Source organism: Streptomyces sp. NPDC024017 (assembly GCF_040638895.1).
Lineage (GTDB): Bacteria > Actinomycetota > Actinomycetes > Streptomycetales > Streptomycetaceae > Streptomyces.
The window spans coordinates 956,404-978,545 of sequence record NZ_JBEZYZ010000001.1 but is presented as its reverse complement, the minus strand read 5'-3'; the positions used below and the strand labels follow the sequence as shown (position 1 = coordinate 978,545).

Below are 22,142 nucleotides of genomic sequence, written 5' to 3'. Positions count from 1 at the left end.
TTGCCAGGTTCCGTCGGCCGTCGCGCGGCTGCGCATTTTCTGTGGTTGTACGCACAGTCTCCCCGCGCCCCTCGGGGCTCGGTATAAAACGGCACAACCATGGCGCAACCACGGTCGGTGACTGCGGTGCCCTACCCGGTTCGCGTAAGGTCACGCTCATCTACCCCCGGCGACCCGTGGTGCATCCGTGATCCGATTCGACAACGTCTCCAAGGTCTACCCCAAGCAGACCCGCCCCGCCCTCAGGGATGTCTCCCTGGAGGTCGCGAAGGGCGAGTTCGTCTTCCTCGTGGGGTCCTCGGGCTCCGGAAAGTCCACCTTCCTGCGGCTGATCCTCCGCGAGGAGCGGTGCAGTCACGGGCAGGTGCACGTTCTGGGCAAGGACCTCGCCCGCCTCTCCAACTGGAAGGTGCCGCAGATGCGGCGCCAGCTGGGGACGGTGTTCCAGGACTTCCGCCTGCTGCCGAACAAGACGGTCGGCGAGAACGTCGCCTTCGCGCAGGAGGTCATCGGCAAGTCGCGCGGCGAGATCCGCAAGTCCGTGCCCCAGGTGCTCGACCTCGTCGGGCTCGGCGGCAAGGAGGACCGGATGCCCGGCGAGCTGTCCGGTGGTGAGCAGCAGCGCGTCGCCATCGCGCGGGCCTTCGTCAACCGGCCGAAGCTGCTCATCGCCGACGAGCCCACCGGCAACCTCGACCCGCAGACCTCCGTCGGCATCATGAAGCTGCTCGACCGCATCAACCGGACGGGCACGACCGTGGTGATGGCCACGCACGACCAGAACATCGTGGACCAGATGCGCAAGCGCGTCATCGAACTGGAGAAGGGCCGCCTCGTCCGCGACCAGGCCCGCGGTGTCTACGGCTACCAGCACTGAGACCGCACCCGAGAGTCACGGAAAGGCATAACCCTTCGCCATGCGCGCCCAGTTCGTCCTGTCGGAGATCGGCGTCGGTCTCCGCCGCAACCTGACGATGACCTTCGCCGTCGTCGTCTCCGTCGCCCTGTCGCTCGCCCTGTTCGGCGGGTCGCTCCTGATGAGCGACCAGGTCAACACCATGAAGGGCTACTGGTACGACAAGGTCAACGTCTCGATCTTCCTCTGCAACAAGAGCGATGCCGAGTCCGACCCCAACTGCGCCAAGGGCGCGGTGACCGACGACCAGAAGAAGCAGGTCAAGGCCGACCTCGCCAAGATGGACGTCGTCCAGGCGGTCACGTACGAGTCGCAGGACCAGGCGTACAAGCACTACAAGGAGCAGTTCGGCGACTCCCCGCTCGCCAGCTCCCTCACGCCGGACCAGATGCAGGAGTCGTACCGCATCAAGCTGAAGGACCCGGAGAAGTACCAGGTCATCGCCACCGCCTTCAACGGCCGGGACGGCGTGCAGTCCGTGCAGGACCAGAAGGGCATCCTGGACAACCTCTTCAAGCTGCTGAACGGCATGAACTGGGCCGCCCGCGCGGTGATGGCGCTGATGCTGGTCGTCGCGCTGATGCTGATCGTCAACACCGTGCGCGTCTCGGCGTTCAGCCGCCGGCGTGAGACCGGCATCATGCGGCTGGTCGGCGCCTCCGGCTTCTACATCCAGGCGCCGTTCATCATGGAGGCCGCGGTCGCCGGACTCATCGGCGGCACCCTCGCGTGCGGCTTCCTGCTGGTCGCCCGGTACTTCCTCATCGACCACGGACTGGCCCTGGCCGACCAGCTCACGCTGATCAACTTCATCGGCTGGGACGCCGTCCTCACGAAGCTGCCGCTCATCCTCGCGACGAGCCTTCTGATGCCCGCGTTGGCCGCGTTCTTCGCGCTGCGCAAGTACTTGAAGGTGTGACGCATGCCAAGAGGGCCGTACGGTCAACCGGCCGTACGGCCCTTCCGCTTGTCCTAGACTCACCGGCATGTCAGGTCGTGACCCGTTCTGTCAGCCCCGCCGCATCCGTCGCGGGGCCGCCCTGACGTTGGTGTTCGCGAGCGTGCTCGTCGCCGGTGCGGCCACGGGGGCGTTGCCCCAGGGCGTGGGGAAGTCCGCGCCCGACGAGGCCCGTTCCGCCGGTACGGCCGGACACCACGCCGACGTCGCCCGGGCGGCCGAGGAGGCCATGGCCGACGGCAAGTCCCCGATCCAGGCCGCGAAGCGCGCCGTCAGCCGCAGCGGGGACCGCTGGGGCGCCGTCTACTCCCCGGGCGAGTACGAGGAGTTCGAGGAGTCCCTCGACGGCCAGTACACCGGCGTCGGCCTGTGGGCCCGCAGCGAACGGGACGGCCGTATCGAGGTGACGAAGGTACGCGCCGGGTCGCCCGCCGCCACCGCCGGGATCCGCCCCGGAGACCTGCTGCGCAGCGTCGACGGCGAGAAGACCGACGGCCGCCCCGTCACCGAGGTCGTCTCCTTACTGCGCGGGGACGCCACCGACGCCCCCGCCGGCACCGCCGTCCGCCTCGGCCTGGAGCGCGGCACACGCGCGTGGACCGAAACCCTGCGCCGCGCCCAGCTGTCCACGGACTCGGTCACCGTGCGGGAACTCGCCGGCCGGGTCACCGTCATCAAGGTCGCCACCTTCACCAAGGGCTCCGGCCGCCAGGTCCGCAAAGCCGTCCGGCAGTCCCCGCCCGGCGCCGGGATCGTCCTCGACCTGCGCGGCAACTCCGGCGGTCTGGTCAGCGAGGCCGTGACCGCCGCATCCGCCTTCCTCGACGGCGGCCTGGTCGCCACCTACGACGTCGACGGCGAGCAGCGCGTCCTGCACGCCGAGTCCGGCGGGGACACCACGAGGCCCCTGGTCGCGCTCGTCGACGGTGGGACGATGAGCGCCGCCGAGCTCCTCACCGGCGCCGTACAGGACCGCGGACGGGCGCTCGTCGTGGGCTCCCGCACCTTCGGCAAGGGCTCGGTCCAGATGCCGAGCCGGCTGCCGGACGGCTCCGTCGCGGAGCTGACCGTCGGGCACTACCGCACCCCCTCCGGCCGCGGGGTCGACGGCCGGGGCATCACGCCTGACCTGGAGACCGACGAGGACGCCCTGCAGCGGGCCGGGTCCGTACTGCGCGGCCTCGCGAGCCCCTCGTAATCCACTTTCCGCAGAGCGCCTCCGTAGTGCGAAAATGGTCGGCACTATGGCTAAGGAAAAAGGGCGCAAGCTGATCGCGCAGAACAAGAAGGCGCGGCACGACTACCTCATCATCGACACCTACGAGGCCGGCCTGGTCCTCACCGGGACCGAGGTGAAGTCCCTGCGCCAGGGACGGGCGTCGCTGGTCGACGGCTTCGTCCAGCTGGACGGGAACGAGGCGTGGCTGCACAACGTGCACGTGCCGGAGTACAGCCAGGGCACGTGGACCAACCACAGCGCCCGGCGCAAGCGGAAGCTGCTGCTGCACCGCGCCGAGATCGACAAGCTGGAGTCGAAGACGGGGGAGACGGGCCACACCATCGTGCCCCTCGCGCTGTACTTCAAGGACGGCCGGGCCAAGGTCGAGATCGCGCTGGCGAAGGGCAAGAAGGAGTACGACAAGCGTCAGGCGCTGCGGGAGAAGCAGGACCGCCGGGAGACCGACCGCGCGATCGCGGCGGTGAAGCGGAGGCAGCGCGGGGCGTAGGGAATACGCTGGCACCGACCTGCGTTGGTCACGTACGATGGTGTCTGCACCCCACGGCGGGTGCGTGCCCCTCTCCGGAGGGGATTGTCAACACAACATGGGGATGATCGGTTTCGACAGCGGCTGTCGAAGCAGGGGAAGCGTGTCGAGGAAGCGGCAATGATCTCGTAAACCATATGTCGCAAAAAATAATCGCCAATACCAAGCGCGATTCCCAGTCCTTCGCCCTCGCTGCCTGATAAGCAGTGACTGAAGGACCCTAAATGGGTGTCAGCCCGGGAGCGTTCCCGACCCGGATCCTGGCATAAGCTAGGGAACTAAACCATCGAGCCCGGTCACGGGGTTCGATGGGAAATCAAACAGTGACTGGGCCCGTCGGCGACTTGTTCGCGTGATCGCCGGGGCCGAGAAAATCGCAGCGAACTGCACACGGAGAAGCCCTGATTCTGCACCGTTGGACGCGGGTTCGATTCCCGCCATCTCCACTCATCCCATGTGGGCGAAGGCCCCGCCGCTTCCGAGCGGCGGGGCCTTCGTCATGGAGTCGCCGGTGACAAGGCTAGGACACCCGGCGTGACGTGCTGGCCCGTTCCGTCAGCCGCGGCGGCAGGAGCGTCGTCTGCGGTACGGACGTGCCGTGCAGCTTCCGCATCAGCAGTTCCACCGCGCGGGTGCCCAGCTCATCGGCCGGCAGGGACACGGACGTGACCGGGACGCGGGGCGCCGCCGCCAGATCGTCGGGGCAGACGGCCGTGACGGAGAGGTCGCCGGGAACGCGCAGGCCGAGCTGCTCGAAGGCGGCGATCAGGGGGGCCAGGAGAGGTTCGTTGTGGACGACCACGGCGGTGAGGGCGGGGTGCTCCCGGAGCAACCGCTCGGCGAGCCGCGGGGCCGTGCTGGGGTCGGCATCGCCCGGGTGGACGGACGTGGTCAGGCCGTGACGGGCGGCGGCCGTGGTGAAGCCCTGCATGAGGTGGTGGGCGTAGGCCGTCCTGCGGAGGTAGACCTCCGGGGGCGAGCCGACCAGGGCGACCGTCCGGTGGCCCAGCTCCGCCAGGTGCTCCACGCACGCCTCGCCCGCCGCCCCGAAGTCGAGGTCGACGCAGGTCAGACCGCGCGGGTTCGCCGGAACGCCGATCACGACCGACGGGCGGTCCAGGGAGCGGAGCCGGGGGAGGCGGGGGTCGTGGAGTTCGACGTCCGTCAGCAGCAGCCCGTCCACCGCGGCCGTGCCCATGGCGCGGCTCAGTCCCTCCCCGGCCTCCTCCTGGGTGAGCAGCAGGACGTCGTGGCCGTGCGCGCGGGCCGTCGTCACCACCGACACCGCCAGCCGCATCACCACCGGGACATGCACGCCGGGGCGCAGCGGCGCCGCGAGGGCCAGGACGTTCGGCTTGCCGCCGGCCAGGGCGTGGCCGCCCGCGTGGGGGCGGTAGCCCAGGTCACGGGCGGCCGCCTCGACGCGCCGCCGGGTCTCGTCGGAGATCGGGCGCTTGCCGCTCAGCGCGTAGGAGACGGTGCTGGGGGAGACCCCGGCCCGCCGTGCCACGTCCGTGATCTTGGCCATCAGCCGAGCTCCAGCGTGAGCAGGCCCGTGCCGGGCGGTGCCTGGACCTCGCGTTCGCCCGCGGCCAGGCTCCAGCCGGCCGCCGGGTGGGCGCACGTCGCCCGCAGGGTGTTCCCCTCGCGGACGACCGTGAAGGTCACGTCCCCGACCGGCACCGTCACCTCGTCGCCGGGCCGCAGGCCGTACGCCCGCAGCGTCACTCCGTCGGCGTGGTCGTAGTCCGGGCGGTCGTCGCGCGCGCCGACCGGGATCACCGCGCCGGGCCGGACCAGCAGGGGCACGCTCAGGAAGCCGTGGCGCTCGCGCACCCAGCGCGGGCCGGTCACCGGCTCGCCGGTCAGGAAGTGCGTCCAGGTGCCCTCGGGGACGTAGTACGTGACGTCGCCCTCGTCGCTGAACACCGGTGCGACCAGCAGGTCCGGGCCGAGCATGTACTGCCGTTCCAGGTGCGCGCACCCCGGGTCGTGGGGGAACTCCAGCACCATGGCCCGCATCACGGGCAGGCCCTCGGTGTGCGCGGTGCGGGCCGTCTCGTACAGGTAGGGCATGAGGCGGAGCTTCAACCGGGTGAAGTGGCGGGCCACGTCGACCGACTCCTCGTCGAACTGCCAGGGGACCCGGTAGGAGCTGCTGCCGTGCAGGCGGCTGTGCGAGGAGAGCAGCCCGAAGGCCAGCCAGCGCTTGAACAGGGCCGGTGTGGGGGTGCCCTCGAAGCCGCCGATGTCGTGGCTCCAGAAGCCGAAGCCCGACAGGCCGAGGGACAGGCCGCCGCGCAGCGACTCGGCCATCGACTCGTACGTCGCCTCGCAGTCACCGCCCCAGTGCACGGGAAACTGCTGGCTGCCCGCCGTCGCCGAGCGGGCGAAGAGCACGGCCTCCTCCTCACCGCGGTGCTTGCGCAGCACCTCGAAGACCGTGCGGTTGTACAGGTACGTGTAGTAGTTGTGCATCCGCTCCGGGTCCGAACCGTCGGACCAGGTCACATCGAGCGGCACCCGTTCGCCGAAGTCGGTCTTGAAGCAGTCGACGCCCTGCGCGAGCAGCCCTTCCAGCTTCGCGGCGTACCAGTCGCGGGCGGCCGGTGACGTGAAGTCGACCAGGGCCATGCCGGGCTGCCACATGTCCCACTGCCAGACGCTGCCGTCCGGGCGCTTCAGCAGGTGCCCGAGCGCCTTGCCCTCGGCGAACAGCGGGGAGCGCTGGGCGATGTACGGATTGATCCATACGGAGACGCGCAGGCCGCGGGCCTTCAGCCGGGCCAGCATGCCCGCCGGGTCGGGGAAGACGCGGGGATCCCACCGGAAGTCGCACCAGTTGAACTCCCGCATCCAGAAGCAGTCGAAGTGGAAGACGGACAGCGGCAGTTCACGCTCCTCCATGCCCTCGATGAAGGACGTCACCGTCTCCTCGTCGTACGAGGTGGTGAAGGACGTCGACAGCCACAGGCCGAACGACCAGGCGGGCGGAAGGGCCGGGCGGCCGGTCAGGGCGGTGTACCTGCGCAGGATGTCCTTCGGGGTGGGGCCGTGGATGACGTAGTACGTCAGCTCCTGCGTCTCCGCGCTGAACTGCACCCGGGAGACGACCTCCGAGGCGACCTCGAAGGACACCTTGCCCGGGTGGTCGACGAAGACGCCGTAGCCCGCGTCCGTGAGGTAGAACGGCACGTTCTTGTAGGCCTGTTCGCTGCACGTGCCGCCGTCGGCCTGCCAGATGTCGACGACCTGCCCGTTCTTCACCAGCGGGCCGAAGCGCTCACCGAGGCCGTAGACGGAGGTGCCGACCGTCAGGACCAGCTGTTCACGCAGGTGGTGCGCGCCGGAGGCGTCCCGCATGATGCCCGCGTTCTTGTGGCCGCTGCTGGTGAGCGTACGGCCGTGCGCGAGGAACTCGACGTGCCAGGGGCCGCCGCGGACCAGCCGGACCGACAGGTCGCCCGAGGTCAGGGTCGCGTGGTCGTCGTCGTACGCGATCCGTGCGGTGGTGTCCGACGCCGTGAGTTCGAACTCGGGGCCGTGGGGCTCCCCGCCGGTGAAGTGCGTCAGGGTCAGGCCGATGACGTCGGGCATGGGGGTGTGCGCCTTGATCGTGAGGACCGGGCCGGTCATCAGGTCGCCGCGGGAACGGACGGGCCGCGTCGGTGCGAGGATCTCCAGCGTGCCGCCCGACTCGGTGACGTCGAGGACCTGGGCCGGGTGGGCCGCGGTGACGCCCTCGCGCAGCAGCCAGTAGCCGTCGGTGAACTTCATGTGGGGGGCCTCTTCTCCCGGCGCACGACGTCGAAGCGCTTCGACGATCGAACGTATGCGGGGTGCGTGAGGGCGTCAATGGGGTGCGAGGCACTCGGTGAAGCGATTCGAAGCGCTGCTCAAGGACAGGGCCAGGGCTGCGGCCGCCGCCGTCACCGGGACCGCGTAGCCCGCCGTCGGCGAGAGGTGCTCCACCGTCCAGCCGCCGAGCGCGCTGCCGCCGGCGATGCCGCCGAGCAGGCCGGTCACCGCGAGAGTCATGCCCTCGTTCAGCCGGCCCTCGGGGGTGCGCTGCTGGACCAGCGTCATGGTGGTGACCATCGTCGGGGCCGTCGCCATCCCGGCGACCAGCAGCGCGGCCGCCAGGAGGAGGAGCGAGCCGGTGAGGGCCGCGGCCAGCAGCGGCAGGGTCAGCAGCGCGGCCATGGCGGCCAAGCACCAGGGCAGCCGGGCCGCGGCCGGCCCGGCGGGTTTCACGGCGCCGTAGAGCAGGCCCGCCGCACAGGAGCCCGCGGCCTGGAGCGCGAGCACGGCACCGGCCGACGACTGCCGCCCCTGCGCGTCGGCGAACGCCAGCGTGACCACCTCCGTCGCGCCGAAGATGCCGCCCATCGCCAGGCAGACCGCGAGCAGCCGAGGCATGCCGGGGGCGCGCAGGGGCGCCCTGCCGGGTATGTGTGCGCGGACGGGGGGCTCCGTCGCACGCCGGGTCGTGAACAGGACCATGCCGGTCAGCAGCAGCACCGCGCCCACGAGGGTGCCCGCCTCGGGGAAGAACGTCCCGCACAGGAAGGCCGCGAGCACCGGGCCCAGCATGAAGCACAGTTCGTCCGCCGCCTGCTCGAAGGAGTTGGCGGTGTGCAGCGCCTTCGGGTCGCCGGCCAGGAGATATGCCCAGCGGGCCCGGGACATGCCGCCGGTGTTGGGGGTCGTGGCGGTGGCGGCGTAGGAGGCGAACAGGGTCCAGTCCGGGGCGTCGTGGCGCACGCACAGCAGCAGGGAGAGGGAGCCGAGGACGGCGATCAGCGTGGCGGGCAGGGCCACGCGGGCCTGGCCGTACCGGTCGACGAGCCGCGCGGTCCACGGCGCGACCAGCGCGGTCGCCGCGAGTCCCGTCGCCGTGACGGCACCGGCGAGGGCGTACGAGCCCCGGGTCCCGGCGATCATCACGACGGCGCTGACGCTGAACATGCCCATCGGCAGCCGGGCGATGAGGTTCCCGGCGGTGAAGGCGCGGGCGCCGGGCAGGCGGAACAGGCGGCGGTACGGGGAGAGTTGCGGCATGCCTCCACCGTCGCCCGGGGACGATCACGCGGTCCAACACCTGTTCCGTGCGCACTCACGCACCTGGGTTGTGGATCCGTGGCGAGAAGGGCCGAAACGCCGTGGCGAAAAACACCCCTCCATGTTCTTCATACAGAGATATAGAGATTCCTAATGCTCCTCATGGCGCATGGAAAAGATGCTCATTCGGGAAAATCCTTCACTCGTTTGCCGCGCATCCGCCGAAGTGGGTCGACGGTTAGTCGGTACATGACCGAGGCGACCAGGAAAGACGGCTGGGCGGTAACGCTCGGCCCGTACACCTACATTCCCGCTCCAGCGCACTCGTCGGCGACAGTCAACGGGACGCTCACCAGAGGGGGTTGCCCGGTAACGTTGCAGGTGACCGAGCCGGTTCTGCGCGATTTCATCAACGCCATGAGCACGTTGGAAAAGGATCTCGCCCGACGGTGGATCAGTGCGACGGATTGGTCTGCTTTCGCGCTCGCGGAATAGTCGGGTCACGCCATGTACGACAAAGTAGAGGGCACCGGCCGGCATCGGGCTCCGGCCCGCGATTTCATCACTCCCCTGACTCCTCCGGACCCGACCTGGGACCCCGCCGAGGAACTGGCGTTCATCCTCGAGGAGGCCCTCGGGGAGCAGGCGGCGAGGATCCCCGCCCCTCGTGACGTGGACCTGGACCCGGCTCCTGCTCCGGCTCCGGCCCCTGCTCCGGTCTCGGCCCCTGCTCCGGCCCCGGACCCGGCCGCGGGCGCGCACATGCGGCGGCTCCAGGACATCACCGAGGAACTGCCGCCCGTGCGGGACGTCCCCCGGCGGCACCGCAAGGTCCGGGCCCGCAAAGCCCCGGGCCTGCTCCGCACCACCAGCTTCCTCGTCGCCGCCATGGCGGCCGTCATCGCCGCCGCGGTGAGCCTCCTGAGCGGCATGGTCGCCTACGACCCCCTGCGCCTGGTCGCCGTGTCCCCCGCGGCGAGGGGCCTGCGCACCTGGTGGCCCCTGCTGGTCTACGGGCCCTGGCTGGTGGGCTCCCTGTCCGTGCTGCGGGCCGCGCTGCACCAGCGCCGTGCGGTGCACTCCTGGTGTGTCGTCCTGGTCTTCTCCTGTATCGCCGTGCTGCTGTGCGTCGTCCAGGCACCCCGGACGATCCTCGGCACCGCGGCGGCCGCCCTGCCCGGCCTCGCCGCCCTGGCGTGCTTCCAGCAGGTCGTCCGCCAGATCACCCTGACCAGGCCGCCGATGCGGTCGGTCCCTCGACACCGGGTGGGTCAGGCTTCACCGACGGCGGGCGCGGAAGGCCCGAAGGGCACGGGCATGGGGGCGACCGAGAGCGAGACCTCCCGGAGGGACACCGGCCTCTGAGGGCGGGTGCCACCGGCGCCCCGCACTCCCGTCCCCCCGCCCGCTGTAAGTTCGCCGCATGTCCGCCCACCTCGACCCTCGGCTGCTGCGTGGCTTCGTCACCGTTGCCGAGGAGTTGCACTTCACGCGGGCCGCGGTGCGGTTGCATGTGGCTCAGCAGGCGCTCAGCCGGGACGTGCGGCGGCTGGAGCGGGAGCTGGGGGCCGAGTTGTTCGTGCGGACCACGCGGCAGGTGACGCTCACTCCCGACGGGGAGCGGCTGCTGCCGTATGCCCGCCGGGTGCTGCGGGCGCAGGACGAACTGCTCGCCGCCTTCGACCAGGCCCGGCCGCTGCTGGTCGACCTCAACTCGCCGGGCCTGGTCACACCGCGCCGCGTGCTGCACGAGGCGCGTGAACTCGCCCCTCGCCATGAGCTGATGGCCCGCTACGAGAGCGGCCTGACCGGAGCCGCCGGTGAACTGCTCGCCGGCCGGCTGGACGCGTCGTTCGGACGGTTCGCCGGACTCGACCCGGCGCTGCGGTCCGGGCTCGACCACCAGCCCGTGCGGTTCGAGCCGATGGCGGTCGTCCTGCCCGAGGACCACCGGCTGGCCGCGTGGGAGTCCGTGCCGCTCGCCGAGCTGGCCGGCGAGAGCGTCTACGCGGGCGCCGGCAATCCGCGTACGCCGGAGTGGACCGGCCTCGCGCGGCTGCTGTTCGAGGGGCGGGGCATCGAAATCGCGCCACCCGCGCCGCTGGCCGTCGGAGACGAGGAATTCCAGCGGGTCATGGCCAGAACACGCAACCCGGTCCTGGCCGTCGTGGAGTTCCCGGCCCTGCCGTCGATGGTGGTGCGGCCCCTGGTCGACCCGGTTCCGCTGTCCCCCGTCTCCCTGGTGTGGCGCAAGGGTTTGACCCATCCCGGGTTCGACGCGCTGCGCCGGGCGGCAGCCCGTCTGGCTGCGGCGGAAGGGTGGTTGACCAGGCCCGCAGGCGCCTGGATTCCGGCCGGCGACGATGTCCTCATGGCGTCTCACGACTGACACGATTCGACACGGCGTGCGCACAGAACCTGCGCGTGCGCTACATTCGACCCCTGAGCACGGTGTGGTAAGAGGGGGCGCTCGGACGGGTGGGGGCCCGCTCCGACGGCGAGTGCTCAGGTCGTCAAGCGCACCTGAACCATCCCGTGGGGGGAAGTGCGTGCGCGTGAAAGAGTGGCGAGAAGACGCCCAACCCGAGTGGCCCGAGGCTGCGACGGCTACCGGGGAACTCCCGTCGGACAGCAGAGTCCGGGACAGGAGAGCCACGCAGGTCTTCCCCGGCCGTGATGTCCGGGCGACCGGCGACCGGCTGCCCGCCGGGACGGAGATACTGCGCGGCATTCCCCGCCAGAGCGACGGCGAGGCAGACTCGTTCGCCCCGGAGTCGGGGACCCGGACCTCGGTCCGCGACCCCTGGCAGGAGCAGGCCGACCCGTCGGGGCACGCCTCCGATGAGGCCGGGCAGACCCACGATCCGCACGAGGTCACCGTCCAGCTCGACGCCGTGCAGCTCGGGGACGGGTTCCTGCGACAGGTCAAGGAAGGCCCCGGCGCCGAGGCCGCCGCCGACCGGCCCGTCTTCGTCGACGAGTCCGGCCGCCGCAGCCGCCGCTTCCGCCGGATCGGCATGGCCATCGCCCTGGCCTGCGGCGTCTACGCCGTCGTCATCGTCGCCACGCTGCTGTCGGGCAACTCCAACGCTCCCTGGCTGCCCGTGCCGACCAAGGAGGACAACCCGCCGGCCGGACAGGTCGACACCCCGCGGCTGCCCGCCGAGTCGGCACCGGCCGGAGACCCCGGCGCCACCGCGCCGGGCAGCGCACCGGCGACCGGCGAGGCCACGGCACCCGCGCCCGACTCCAGCGCCACCGCACCCGATGCCACCGCCGGCCCCGGCCGTTCCGGCACGTCCGCCGAGCCCACGCCGACCGCGACCCGGACCGCCCCGGCACCGGGTCCCAAGGCCACCGACCCGGCCCCGACCAAACCGGCGGACCCGCCGAGCACGCCGGTCACCGACCCGACACCGACGGGCGAGCCCACGGCCCCGCCCACCGAGACCACGGGCACCGGCGGCGACGGTGGCACGGTCGCGGAAGGCCCCGCCGAGCCGCAGCCCGTCGCCGAGGCGCCGGCCGCCGGCTAGACCGCGCCGCGACAGCGGTGCCCGCCGCTCCGGGCACCGCATCACCGCCCTTCCGGCCGGGCGCCGCATTCCCGACAGGCCCGGCCGGCCGGAGGAACCCGAGCTCTCCGGTCCGGGGCCACCGTTCACCCGCTCCACCCACCCGTCCCGCTCGCGCAGCGGGACCCACAGGACGTCGCTGAGTCCGCCCACCGCGCAGCACCGCGACGCCCCCGACCGGCCGGGCCCGTCCAGCACACCGTCCGCCCGCACCCGTCCCCGTACCACCCCATCCCGCACCACCCGGAGTACCACCACCCATGGCATCCCGTACTCGCCGTTCCGGGCCCGCGTCCCGAGCCCGTGGCGGCTCCAGGCGCCGGCGCCTGCCCATGCGTCTGTTGCTGCCCCTGCTCGTTCTCGTCGCGCTGGGGGCGATGCTCATGCTGCGCGGATACGTGCACAGCGAGGTCCTCGCCGACCACCGCGTCGGACCGCCCGCGGCGAACGACCGCGTCCCGAAGGACATCCTCAAGGGCGGCCCCGTCATCGACACCCGGGGCGGGAAGCCGGCCAGCCTGGACCTCCCGGACAACGAGCTGGTGCTGACCTTCGACGACGGTCCCGACCCGATGTGGACGCCCAAGGTCCTCGACGTCCTGAAGAAGCACGACGCCCGGGCGGTCTTCTTCATCACCGGCACCATGGCCTCCCGTCACCCGGACCTCGTCCAGCGCATGGTCGACGAGGGCCACGAGATCGGCCTGCACACCTTCAACCACCCGGACCTGTCGCTGCAGACCAAGAGCCGCATCGACTGGGAGCTGTCCCAGAACCAGCTCGCGCTGGCCGGCGCGGCCGGCATCCGCACCTCGCTGTTCCGCCCGCCCTACTCGTCGTTCGCCCACAACATGGACAACAACACCTGGCCGGTCACGGAGTACATCGGCAGCAAGGGCTACATCACCATCGTCAACAACACCGACAGCGAGGACTGGCGCCGGCCCGGGGTCCAGAAGATCATCAGCAATGCCACGCCGAAGGGCGGCAAGGGCGCCATCGTGCTGATGCACGACTCCGGCGGCGACCGCTCCCAGACCGTGGCCGCGCTCGACGAGTACATCTCAGGACTGCAGGACAAGGGTTACCGCTTCCACACCCTCACCGGCGCCCTGGACGCACCGAGCGCGCACACCACCGTCGCCGGGCTGGAGTCGCTGAAGGGCGAGGCGTGGGTCTTCCTGGTGCAGGCGTCCGAGAAGACGACCGGGGTCCTCGTCGCCGGCCTCGCCGTCGTCGGCGTGCTGGTCTTCGGGCGTCTCGGGCTGATGCTGATCCTCTCCGTGGCGCACGCCCGCCGGGTCCGGCGCCGCGGCTTCCACTGGGGCGAGCCCATCACGGAACCGGTGTCCGTCCTCGTGCCCGCCTACAACGAGGCCAAGTGCATCGAGCAGACGGTCCGCTCGCTGGTCGCCAGCGACCACCCCATCGAGGTGCTGGTCATTGACGACGGCTCCAGCGACGGCACCGCCCGCATCGTGGAGAACCTCGGTCTGCCCGGCGTACGTGTGGTCCGCCAGCTCAACGCGGGCAAGCCCGCCGCCCTCAACCGGGGCATCGCCAACGCCCGGTACGACCTGATCGTGATGATGGACGGCGACACCGTCTTCGAACCGACCACCGTCCGCGAGCTCGTCCAGCCCTTCGGCGACCCGCGCGTCGGCGCCGTCGCGGGCAACGCCAAGGTCGGCAACCGGGACTCCCTCATCGGCGCGTGGCAGCACATCGAGTACGTGATGGGCTTCAACCTCGACCGCCGCATGTACGACGTGCTGCGCTGCATGCCCACCATCCCCGGCGCGGTCGGGGCGTTCCGGCGCAGCGCACTGGAGCGCGTCGGCGGCATGAGCGACGACACGCTCGCCGAGGACACCGACATCACCATGGCCATGCACCGTGACGGCTGGCACGTGGTGTACGCCGAGAAGGCCGTCGCCTGGACCGAGGCCCCGGAGTCCGTCCAGCAGCTGTGGTCCCAGCGCTACCGCTGGTCGTACGGCACCATGCAGGCCATCTGGAAGCACCGCCGGTCCATCGTCGAGCGGGGGCCCTCGGGCCGCTTCGGGCGGGTGGGCATGCCGCTGGTGTCGATGTTCATGGTCGTGGCGCCGCTGCTGGCCCCGCTGATCGACGTCTTCCTGCTGTACGGGCTGGTGTTCGGCCCCACGGAGAAGACCATCGGCGCCTGGCTGGGCGTCCTCGCGGTGCAAGGGGTGTGCGCGGCCTATGCGTTCCACCTGGACAAGGAACGCATGACCCACCTGATCTCACTCCCGCTCCAGCAACTCCTCTACCGCCAGCTCATGTACGTCGTCCTGCTCCAGTCCTGGATCACCGCCCTCACCGGCGGCCGGCTGCGCTGGCAGAAGCTGCGGCGCACGGGCGCGGTGGGCCTGCCCGGGCCCAGCTCGTCCGCCGGCCGTCCGCAGATGGACGGGAGGCCGACCGGATGACCACGCACGCGACTCCCGCCACCCCGACCGCGCCGAGCGAGGCGGCCCCCGTCAAGAAGCCCGGCCGCGACCGGTACTTCGACCTGCTGCGCGCCCTCGCCCTGTTCCGTGTCGTGCTGTACCACCTGACGGGCTGGGCCTGGCTGCCGCTGGTGTTCCCGTCCATGGGCGTGATGTTCGCGCTCGCCGGAAACCTCATGGCCCGCTCTCTGAAGCGCCCGGCCGTGGAGGTGATCCGCGGCCGGATGCGCCGGCTGCTGCCCCCGCTGTGGCTGCTCGGCGTCGTCGGCGTCACCGGCATGGTCCTCCAGGGCTGGGGCCCGGACGCGGACGGGCACCCCGGCTGGTGGCTGCTCCACCTCACCTTCTGGATCGTCCCGCTCAGCGACCCGCCGTACGCCGAGGGGCTGCCCGGCGTCCACGGGTTCATCGGCGAGAACTGGGCCGTGGACCTCGCGGGCCCGCTGTGGTACATCCGCGCCTACCTCTGGTACGTCCTGCTGTCGCCGGTGCTGCTGAAGGCCCTGCGCGCCCTGCCGGTCGGCACGATCCTCGCGCCGATCGCCCTGGCCGTCGCCTTCGAGCAGGGCTGGATCACGCTGCCCGGCGAGCGGATCCCCTCGGCGCTCACGGACTTCTCCACCTTCGGCGCCTGCTGGATCCTCGGCATGGCCCACCAGGAGGGCATCCTGCGGCGGCTGCCGCGCTACATCGTGCCGTCCGTCGCACCCGTCATCGCCCTGGCCGGTCTCTGGTACGCCCTGCGCCACGACTTCGGCACCGGCAACGACCTGGACAGCATGCCGCTCGCCCAGGCCCTGTGGTCCTTCGGCACGGTGTTCATGCTGCTGCACCTCAGCCCGTCCTGGTCCGAGTGGCCGCGCCGGCTGCGCCCCTTCGCGGGGACGATCTCGCTGCTCAACTCCCGGGCCGTGACCATCTACCTGTGGCACAACACCTGCATCCTGATCGCCGCGACCCTGTGGGACCGGCTGTGGGGCTTCCCCCTGCTGGAGCAGAACGTGCCCGGGCTGCTGGAGAGCGTCTGGCCGGTCCTGTTCCTGGTCTGGGTCCTGATCGGCTGCTGCGTCCTGGCCTTCGGCTGGGTGGAGGACCTGGCGGCGAAGCAGAAGCCCCGGTTGTGGCCGAAAAGTGAGCCTCGGGTGAGGGTTCGCGGGAGCCGGAGGCGCCAGGAACCCGGCGGCTAAGCTGGCCCGGCATCGGCGGGGGCGGACGATGAGCGGCCCCCGGCGAGGTCCCTTTTCGGCCGCACGTGAGAGAACACCAGTGAGACAAGCTCCGACGACAGAGCCGGCCGGGCCGCGCGCACCGGTCTTCGGGCTGATCACGCCCGAGGACTGGTACCGCATCCCGCTGCTGCCCGCCGACCGCCGCGAGGCCTCCGTGAACGCCCTGATCAAACGGCAGTTCGCGGGCGTCGACGACCAGCCCGTGCTGCGCCGCAAGGCCGAGGAGCAGCTGCTCGGCACGGCCGACGCCGCGGTCGGGCAGGGCGGGGTGGTGCTGTACCTGTCGTTCCTGGAGGCCGGCGGCATCCCGCTGTCGGCCTCACTGCTGATCTCCCGCCTGTACGAGAGGTTCGACGGCCTCGACGCCGTGGCCGCCCTGGCCGGCACCGGCGAGGTCACCCTGGAGTCGCTGCCCGCCGTCGGCCGCGTGGCCCGGGTGCGGCGTCAGGAGCGGACGAAGCAGTCCCGGAAGCTGGGCTCCGAGTTCGAGGACACCGTCGTCGAGTACTTCGTCCCGGTCCCGGGCCGCGACGAGGTGCTGATGCTGACGTTCAGCACACCGCTGGAGCCGATCGCGGACGCCATGGCGGAGTTGTTCGACGCGGTGGCCGGGACCTTGCGCTGGCAGCACCGCGACGAGGAGCCGACGGGGGAGGAAGACGCGTGAGCAAGAAGCTCAGGGTCTCGACGCAGGATCTCGACACGGCCGGAACCGGTCTGCGGACGGTGGCGACCGAGCTGGAAGGGCTCGACAAGCTCATGGACGCCTACGACCGCCGCACCGTCGGCCACCAGACGCTGCACGACCGGCTCCAGGAGTTCTCCGACGGCTGGGACGACAACCGTAAGAAGATGATCGAGGAGATCCAGGGGCTCGGCACGATCGCCAAGGAGGCCGGGAAGGCCTACACCGAGCTCGACACCGCGCTGTACGACGCGCTGGTGGGCAAGAAGGGGAAGAAGAAGTGACCCGCCCCGCCGACCACCGGTGGGAGGTGCTCGGGGAGAGCGGCGACCCCGTGCCCGGCGACGTCACCGACATGAAAGCTCTCGCCCGCCGCTTCACGGCCACCGCCGACACCATCACCAAGACCGCCGACGCGCTGCGCCGGATCGGCAACCTGGAGAGCTGGGACTCCGAGGCCGGTCGCGCCTTCGCCGAGAAGGCGACCGAGACGGCCAAGACGGTCAGCAAGGCCCACGACCGCTACGCCGACGCCGGAATCGCCCTCAAGGACTACTCCACCGACCTGGAGACCATCCAGGGCGAGGCGGACAAGCTCCTCACCCAGGCCGAGACGAAGCAGTCCACCCTGTCCACGGCCAAGTCCAAGGCCGACAACCCGCCCAAGGGCACCGACGACGCCGGGCAGGACAAGCTCGACAAGGCCGTCACCGACCTCCAGGAGGGCCTGGACGGGCTGCGCGGCCGGCTCGACAAGCTGAAGACCCGTCACCAGGAGGCCGGCGACAAGGCGGCCCAGCGCATCCACGACACCACCGAGGGCGACGGCCTCAACGACGGCTGGCTGGACGACCTGCGCGACACCCTGAAGATCGTCAGCGAGATCACGGGAGCCATCGCCGCCGTCTGCGGGGTGCTGTCCCTGCTCGTCGGCTGGATCCCCGTCATCGGACAGGCCCTGGCCGGTGTGCTCGGCACCATCGCCCTGGTGATGACGGCGATCTCACTGGTCTGCCACGTACTGCTCGCCATCAACGGCGACGGCTCCTGGGGCGACGTGGCGATCGACGTGCTGGGCCTCGCCACGTTCGGCATCGGACGCGTCTTCTCCGCGGGCGCCAAGGCCGCCGCCACCGTCGGCCGCAGCCGCGTCTGGGCGGCGGCCACGCAGTACGTGCGCGGCTGGAACCCGGGCATGAACTCGGCCGCGCGCCGCGCACTCGTCGAGTCCATGGTCGGGGCAAGGGCCGGAGCACGCCCCGGTGCGGCCCTGCCCGACGTGGGCCTGAGGGCGGCTTTCCGCGGACTGCCGAGCTCCTTCGCCGACGACCTCGCGAGCATCCGCGGCAACTGGCGGGACCTGTTCAAGGTCGGCGACAACCTCTCGGCGGCCCGCGACGCCTACACCGCCGCCGGTCCGCGCGGTCTGGCCAGCATGTACGCGGGGCCGGGCATGGTCGACGAACTCTCCCGCATCAAGAACATCGACCCGGCGGACCTGAGCTTCATCGGCACACCGGACGCGTTCAAGCAGGCCATGGCGTACAACGCGGTGGGCCTCGGCGGCACCGGGACCGGCGCGGCCTCCGACACCAACAGCTTCGTGGGCCTGTTCGGCGGCGACCCGGAGATCGACGTCACCGGGTCCGACGCGTCGCTGGCCGGAGTGTGAGCGCGGCCATGACGGACCCGGGGGAGTGGCGGGAGTGCCGGGTCGCGCTGCCCGCCCACCACAACTGGCTGGTGCTGGACCTGCGCAGCGAGGACCCCGAAGCGTGGGCGCGCACCCTCGCCGGGCAGCACCTCGGCGAGGACGTGCCCGAGCCGTGGCGTGAGGCGTTCGCGACGGACCTGCTCTGGTACTGGGGAGCGGCGGTACGGCAGGGCGCCCTGTGCGCGGCGGTCCTGGCCCCCCAGGACGGGCCCGTCGTGGCGAGTTGCACGGTCCGGGAGCTGGGCATCGCGCCGGAGTCCCGCACGGTGGCCGCCCTCCGGGCCGAGCTGGAGCGCGCGGAGGGCCCGTACTTCGGCGACGGCCCGGTCCTCACCGAGGTCGAGCTGCCCCTGGGCCCGGCCCTGCGCGTGCACCGCCAGGAGCCGACGGACCCGGCGGCGGACAGCGGAACGGTCGTGGAGGGCGTCGCCCACTACGTCCTGCCGCGCCGGCACCCCACGACCCTGGAGTGCAGGCTGCTGTGGACGTCACTCGGGCTCGGCGCGGAGCTCGTCAAGGTCGCCGACGAGCTGGCGGACTCACTTCGCCTGACGTGAGGCGGACCGCCCGCGGAGCTTCCCGAACCCCTCGCCCAGTCCGAACCGCTCCCAGGGCACCATCGCGAGCGGCATCCAGCCGAACCCGACGGCGAAGACCGCGACGACCGTGGTGAGCCGAGCGGGGAGGAACCACCCCAGCTGGGCGACGAGCAGCGCCACGATCAGCAGCCAGATGTCGAACACCAGTACCGCAAGCACCTTGCGGGCGGCGGCCGCGGGACCGACTCGGGGCGTGCCTCCGTTCGCCTCGGTCCCCCGCACCATGCCGAAGAGGATCACCGGCAGCATCAGCCCGGTCAGCCCGCCGACCGCGATGCCCCCCACCACCAGGGCGTTGTGCCCGTCGTCGGGCACCACGTCCGACAGGGGGCCCGGGTCCACGGTCCGGCCCAGCAGGGCCACGGCTGCGAACGCGCCGAGTACCGCCGTCGCCAGCACGAGGAGCATGCCCGCTCCGAAGGCGACGTTCCCGGCGGCGGAGCGCTGCGCCTTGGGCTGCCCGGCTCCCGACTCAGCGGACATGGACTCTCCCCTTCCCGTGTGGGGTCCGCTAGAGGATAACGGGGCCCCGTTCCACCGAGCTTTCCCGGTGTGGAAAACTGCCCGAGTTGCGCTTGTGAACGGAATGACGCGGGGGAGCGGTCGGATGAGTAAGCGGCAGACACAGAAGATGCTGCGGCTGATGGCGAGCGGGGAACCGGTCGAACTCACCAGCCCGATGGCGTCCGTGAAGAAGCTCGCCCGGCTGGCCTTCGTCGCCCAGCAGTTCGGCTACGAGTACGCCGACGTCCGCCAGAGCAGCGGCCGCAACGGCGCGCTCACCATGCTGATCCTGCCCGACCCCAGCCCGCAGGCCCGGGCCCGGGCCGGGCAGAACTGGGCGCAGTACCCGAACGCGGCCGACGGTGTCTCCCTGCCGCCGCTCGTGCCGGACGCGTTCGAACTCCTCAAGGCCCGTATCAACTTCGACCTCACCGGCAAGAGCGCCGAGAAGCGCATGGGGTACGGCGCTGTGGGTGTCACCGTCGGCTGTGTGATCCTCGCCTTCCGTTTCGGGGGCGAGGCCGCCGACTTCGTCACGGCCGGTGTGCTGTGGCTGCTGTTCATGGCGATCTTCGGCATCGGCCTCGTGGTGACGCGCAAGCGCAACACCAAGTTCGCGGCCCGCCTGCAGGCGGCGGGCTTCATGCCAATGAACGACGAGAACGGACGGCTGCGGTATCTGCCGCCGGGGGCTCAGCCGCCCGGGCAGGGCAATCCGTTCGCGGGTGGGGCGTACGCGCAGCAGGCCCCCGGGCCGTATCCGCAGCAGGCTCCCGGGCCGTATGCCCAGCAGGCACCGGGCCCGTACGCCGGTCAGCAGGCGCCCGGGCCCTACGCCGGTCAGCAGGCGCCGGGACCGTACCCCGGTCAGCCCGCCCCGGGACCGTATCCGGGTCAGCCCGCCCCGGCTCCCTACGGCGGTCAGCCCGCGTCCGGCCCCTACGGCGGCCAGCCCGCGCCGGGCCCGTACCAGGGCCCGCCCGCCCCGGCGCCGTACCAAGGCCGGCCTGCCCCGGGCCCCTACGGCGCCCAGCCCCCCGGCCCCCACGGACAGCCCCACCCCGGGCAGAACCCGCACTGGCAGCCCCCGCAGCACTGACGCGAAAACCTCCCGGAACCTCTCATCCCGCCCCGGGCCGGGGTGAGAGCAAAGTTCCCTCGCGGTCACCGGGTGCCACAGGCAGGAAACGCGTCATCTCTACCTTCGGGGTCAGTCAGTCGAAGAACGACCGAGCACCGGAGCACAGTGGAGGCGTCATGACAGGCCCTGGCACGGCACCCGCACCCTCGAGCAGGGGCGGACGCTGGATCCGGCACTGGGATCCGGAGAACGAGACGTTCTGGAAGGAGACGGGGGAGAGGGTCGCCCGCCGAAACCTCTTCTTCTCCGTGCTGTCCGAGCACATCGGCTTCTCGATCTGGACCCTGTGGTCCGTGCTGGTGCTGTTCATGGGCCCGGAGTACGGACTGACCCCCGCCGACAAGTTCATGCTGACCTCGATGGTCACGCTGGTCGGCGCCGTCGTCCGCGTCCCCTACACCTTCGCCGTGGCGATCTTCGGCGGACGGAACTGGACGATCGTCTCCGCCGGCCTCCTGCTGGTCCCGACGGTCGCCGCGTTCACCGTGATGGAGCCGGGAACCTCCTTCTCCACCTTCCTGCTCGTCGGCCTGCTCGCGGGCATCGGCGGCGGCAACTTCGCCTCCTCCATGACCAACATCAACGCCTTCTTCCCGCTGCGGAAGAAGGGCTGGGCCCTCGGCCTGAACGCGGGCGGCGGCAACATCGGCGTGCCGGTGATCCAGCTGGCCGCGCTCGGGATCATCGGCGCGGGCGGCGGGCCGCGTGTGCTGCTCGGGATCTACATTCCGCTGATCCTCGTGGCCGCCGTCATGGCCGCGCTCTTCATGGACAACCTGGAGAACGTCAAGAACGACACCGGCGCCGCCAAGGACGCCGCGCGTGACGCCCACACGTGGATCATGTCCTTCCTCTACATCGGCACGTTCGGGTCGTTCATCGGCTACAGCTTCGCCTTCGGGCAGGTCCTGCAGAACCAGTTCGGACGCACCCCGCTGGAGGCGGCGTACGTCACCTTCATCGGTCCGCTCCTCGGCTCGCTGATCCGGCCCCTGGGCGGCTGGCTGGCCGACAAGTACGGCGGCGCGAAGATCAGCCTGTGGAACTACGTCGGCATGGGCGTCGCGACGGCGATCCTGATCAGTGCCTCGATGGAGAAGTCGCTGGCGCTGTTCACCGCGGCGTTCGTGGTGCTGTTCGTGCTCAGCGGACTCGGCAACGGCTCGACGTTCAAGATGATCCCGGGCATCTTCCAGAACAAGGCCCTCGCCAAGGGGCTGGAGGGCGAGGCGGCCGCGGCCTACGGACGCCGGCTCTCCGGCGCCTCCATGGGACTCATCGGCGCGGTGGGCGCGCTCGGCGGTGTCGGCATCAACCTCGCCTTCCGCCAGTCCTTCCTCTCCTACGGTTCCGGCACCGGGGCGTTCGTCGCCTTCCTCGCCTTCTACGCGGTCTGCTTCGCGGTCACTTGGGCCGTATACCTTCGGCGTACGACTCCCCGGGTACCCCTCACGACGGCGACCTCGGAGGCGAAGCCGCAGCTCAGCTACGCCAAGGTGTGACGTAACACCAGCGACATC

At 71.1% G+C, this 22,142-nt stretch carries 20 protein-coding genes and 1 other RNA gene; 17 read left to right on the top strand and 4 right to left on the bottom strand.

The genetic code is table 11. The annotated features are described in order from the left end of the window. Positions 1-187: 187 nt before the first annotated feature. The 5 genes from ftsE (at position 188) to ssrA (ending at position 4,089) form a co-directional block, all read left to right on the top strand. Positions 188-877 (top strand): cell division ATP-binding protein FtsE, encoded by a 690-nt coding sequence (gene ftsE / locus AB0G20_RS04500; RefSeq protein ID WP_361295614.1) that lies wholly within the window; start codon positions 188-190, stop codon positions 875-877. 40 nt (positions 878-917) lie between these two features. After that, complete coding sequence (ftsX, locus tag AB0G20_RS04495; RefSeq protein ID WP_248507917.1) at positions 918-1,835, top strand: permease-like cell division protein FtsX; 918 nt, start codon at positions 918-920, stop codon at positions 1,833-1,835. A gap of 67 nt (positions 1,836-1,902) precedes the next feature. Continuing rightward, entirely contained in the window at positions 1,903-3,072 is a 1,170-nt protein-coding gene (locus AB0G20_RS04490) for a S41 family peptidase (protein ID WP_361295610.1), read from the top strand. A gap of 46 nt (positions 3,073-3,118) precedes the next feature. Continuing rightward, complete coding sequence (gene smpB, locus AB0G20_RS04485) at positions 3,119-3,601, top strand: SsrA-binding protein SmpB (RefSeq protein WP_062927167.1); 483 nt, start codon at positions 3,119-3,121, stop codon at positions 3,599-3,601. 99 nt (positions 3,602-3,700) lie between these two features. Further along, positions 3,701-4,089, top strand: a transfer-messenger RNA (tmRNA) gene (gene ssrA, locus AB0G20_RS04480). A gap of 71 nt (positions 4,090-4,160) precedes the next feature. On the opposite strand, the gene AB0G20_RS04475 is transcribed toward ssrA, so the two are convergent. The 3 genes from AB0G20_RS04475 to AB0G20_RS04465 all read right to left on the bottom strand — a co-directional run bounded on the left by AB0G20_RS04475 (position 4,161) and on the right by AB0G20_RS04465 (position 8,701). Then, on the bottom strand, positions 4,161-5,168 hold the full coding sequence (locus tag AB0G20_RS04475; protein ID WP_361295606.1) for a LacI family DNA-binding transcriptional regulator: 1,008 nt from the start codon (positions 5,166-5,168) through the stop codon (positions 4,161-4,163). Continuing rightward, complete coding sequence (gene yicI / locus AB0G20_RS04470; RefSeq protein ID WP_361295603.1) at positions 5,168-7,417, bottom strand: alpha-xylosidase; 2,250 nt, start codon at positions 7,415-7,417, stop codon at positions 5,168-5,170. Before yicI ends, AB0G20_RS04475 begins: the two co-directional genes overlap by 1 nt. A 75-nt stretch (positions 7,418-7,492) precedes the next feature. Continuing rightward, positions 7,493-8,701, bottom strand: a complete 1,209-nt coding sequence (locus AB0G20_RS04465) for an MFS transporter (protein WP_361295600.1) — start codon at positions 8,699-8,701, stop codon at positions 7,493-7,495. Positions 8,702-8,950: 249 nt separating this feature from the next. Here AB0G20_RS04465 and AB0G20_RS04460 point away from each other — a divergent pair, with 249 nt between their 5' ends. The 10 genes from AB0G20_RS04460 (at position 8,951) to AB0G20_RS04415 (ending at position 18,935) form a co-directional block, all read left to right on the top strand. Then, positions 8,951-9,196 carry a hypothetical protein gene (locus tag AB0G20_RS04460; RefSeq protein WP_361295597.1) on the top strand — a complete coding sequence of 82 codons (246 nt, stop codon included), beginning with the start codon at positions 8,951-8,953 and terminating at the stop codon, positions 9,194-9,196. Between the two features lie 12 nt (positions 9,197-9,208). After that, complete coding sequence (locus AB0G20_RS04455) at positions 9,209-10,066, top strand: hypothetical protein (RefSeq protein ID WP_361295594.1); 858 nt, start codon at positions 9,209-9,211, stop codon at positions 10,064-10,066. Positions 10,067-10,124: 58 nt separating this feature from the next. Beyond that, entirely contained in the window at positions 10,125-11,090 is a 966-nt protein-coding gene (locus tag AB0G20_RS04450; protein WP_361295591.1) for a LysR family transcriptional regulator, read from the top strand. Between the two features lie 166 nt (positions 11,091-11,256). Beyond that, entirely contained in the window at positions 11,257-12,237 is a 981-nt protein-coding gene (locus AB0G20_RS04445; protein WP_361295588.1) for a hypothetical protein, read from the top strand. A gap of 299 nt (positions 12,238-12,536) precedes the next feature. Further along, positions 12,537-14,729, top strand: coding sequence for a bifunctional polysaccharide deacetylase/glycosyltransferase family 2 protein (locus AB0G20_RS04440; RefSeq protein ID WP_361295585.1), 2,193 nt, complete (start codon positions 12,537-12,539; stop codon positions 14,727-14,729). Further along, positions 14,726-15,937, top strand: coding sequence for an acyltransferase (locus AB0G20_RS04435; RefSeq protein ID WP_361295582.1), 1,212 nt, complete (start codon positions 14,726-14,728; stop codon positions 15,935-15,937). The genes AB0G20_RS04440 and AB0G20_RS04435 overlap by 4 nt, the downstream gene beginning before the upstream one ends. Before the next feature lie 79 nt (positions 15,938-16,016). Further along, complete coding sequence (locus AB0G20_RS04430) at positions 16,017-16,646, top strand: hypothetical protein (protein WP_361295579.1); 630 nt, start codon at positions 16,017-16,019, stop codon at positions 16,644-16,646. Beyond that, complete coding sequence (locus tag AB0G20_RS04425) at positions 16,643-16,948, top strand: hypothetical protein (RefSeq protein ID WP_361295576.1); 306 nt, start codon at positions 16,643-16,645, stop codon at positions 16,946-16,948. Before AB0G20_RS04430 ends, AB0G20_RS04425 begins: the two co-directional genes overlap by 4 nt. Then, on the top strand, positions 16,945-18,336 hold the full coding sequence (locus AB0G20_RS04420) for a hypothetical protein (RefSeq protein ID WP_361295573.1): 1,392 nt from the start codon (positions 16,945-16,947) through the stop codon (positions 18,334-18,336). Before AB0G20_RS04425 ends, AB0G20_RS04420 begins: the two co-directional genes overlap by 4 nt. 8 nt (positions 18,337-18,344) lie before the next feature. Continuing rightward, positions 18,345-18,935, top strand: a complete 591-nt coding sequence (locus AB0G20_RS04415) for a hypothetical protein (RefSeq protein ID WP_361295570.1) — start codon at positions 18,345-18,347, stop codon at positions 18,933-18,935. Here the strand turns inward: AB0G20_RS04415 and AB0G20_RS04410 are convergent. Further along, complete coding sequence (locus tag AB0G20_RS04410; protein ID WP_361295567.1) at positions 18,918-19,460, bottom strand: hypothetical protein; 543 nt, start codon at positions 19,458-19,460, stop codon at positions 18,918-18,920. The genes AB0G20_RS04415 and AB0G20_RS04410 overlap by 18 nt on opposite strands. A gap of 124 nt (positions 19,461-19,584) precedes the next feature. Here AB0G20_RS04410 and AB0G20_RS04405 point away from each other — a divergent pair, with 124 nt between their 5' ends. Continuing rightward, on the top strand, positions 19,585-20,580 hold the full coding sequence (locus AB0G20_RS04405; protein WP_361295564.1) for a hypothetical protein: 996 nt from the start codon (positions 19,585-19,587) through the stop codon (positions 20,578-20,580). 158 nt (positions 20,581-20,738) lie between these two features. Further along, on the top strand, positions 20,739-22,124 hold the full coding sequence (locus AB0G20_RS04400) for a nitrate/nitrite transporter (protein ID WP_361295561.1): 1,386 nt from the start codon (positions 20,739-20,741) through the stop codon (positions 22,122-22,124). Positions 22,125-22,142: the final 18 nt, after the last annotated feature.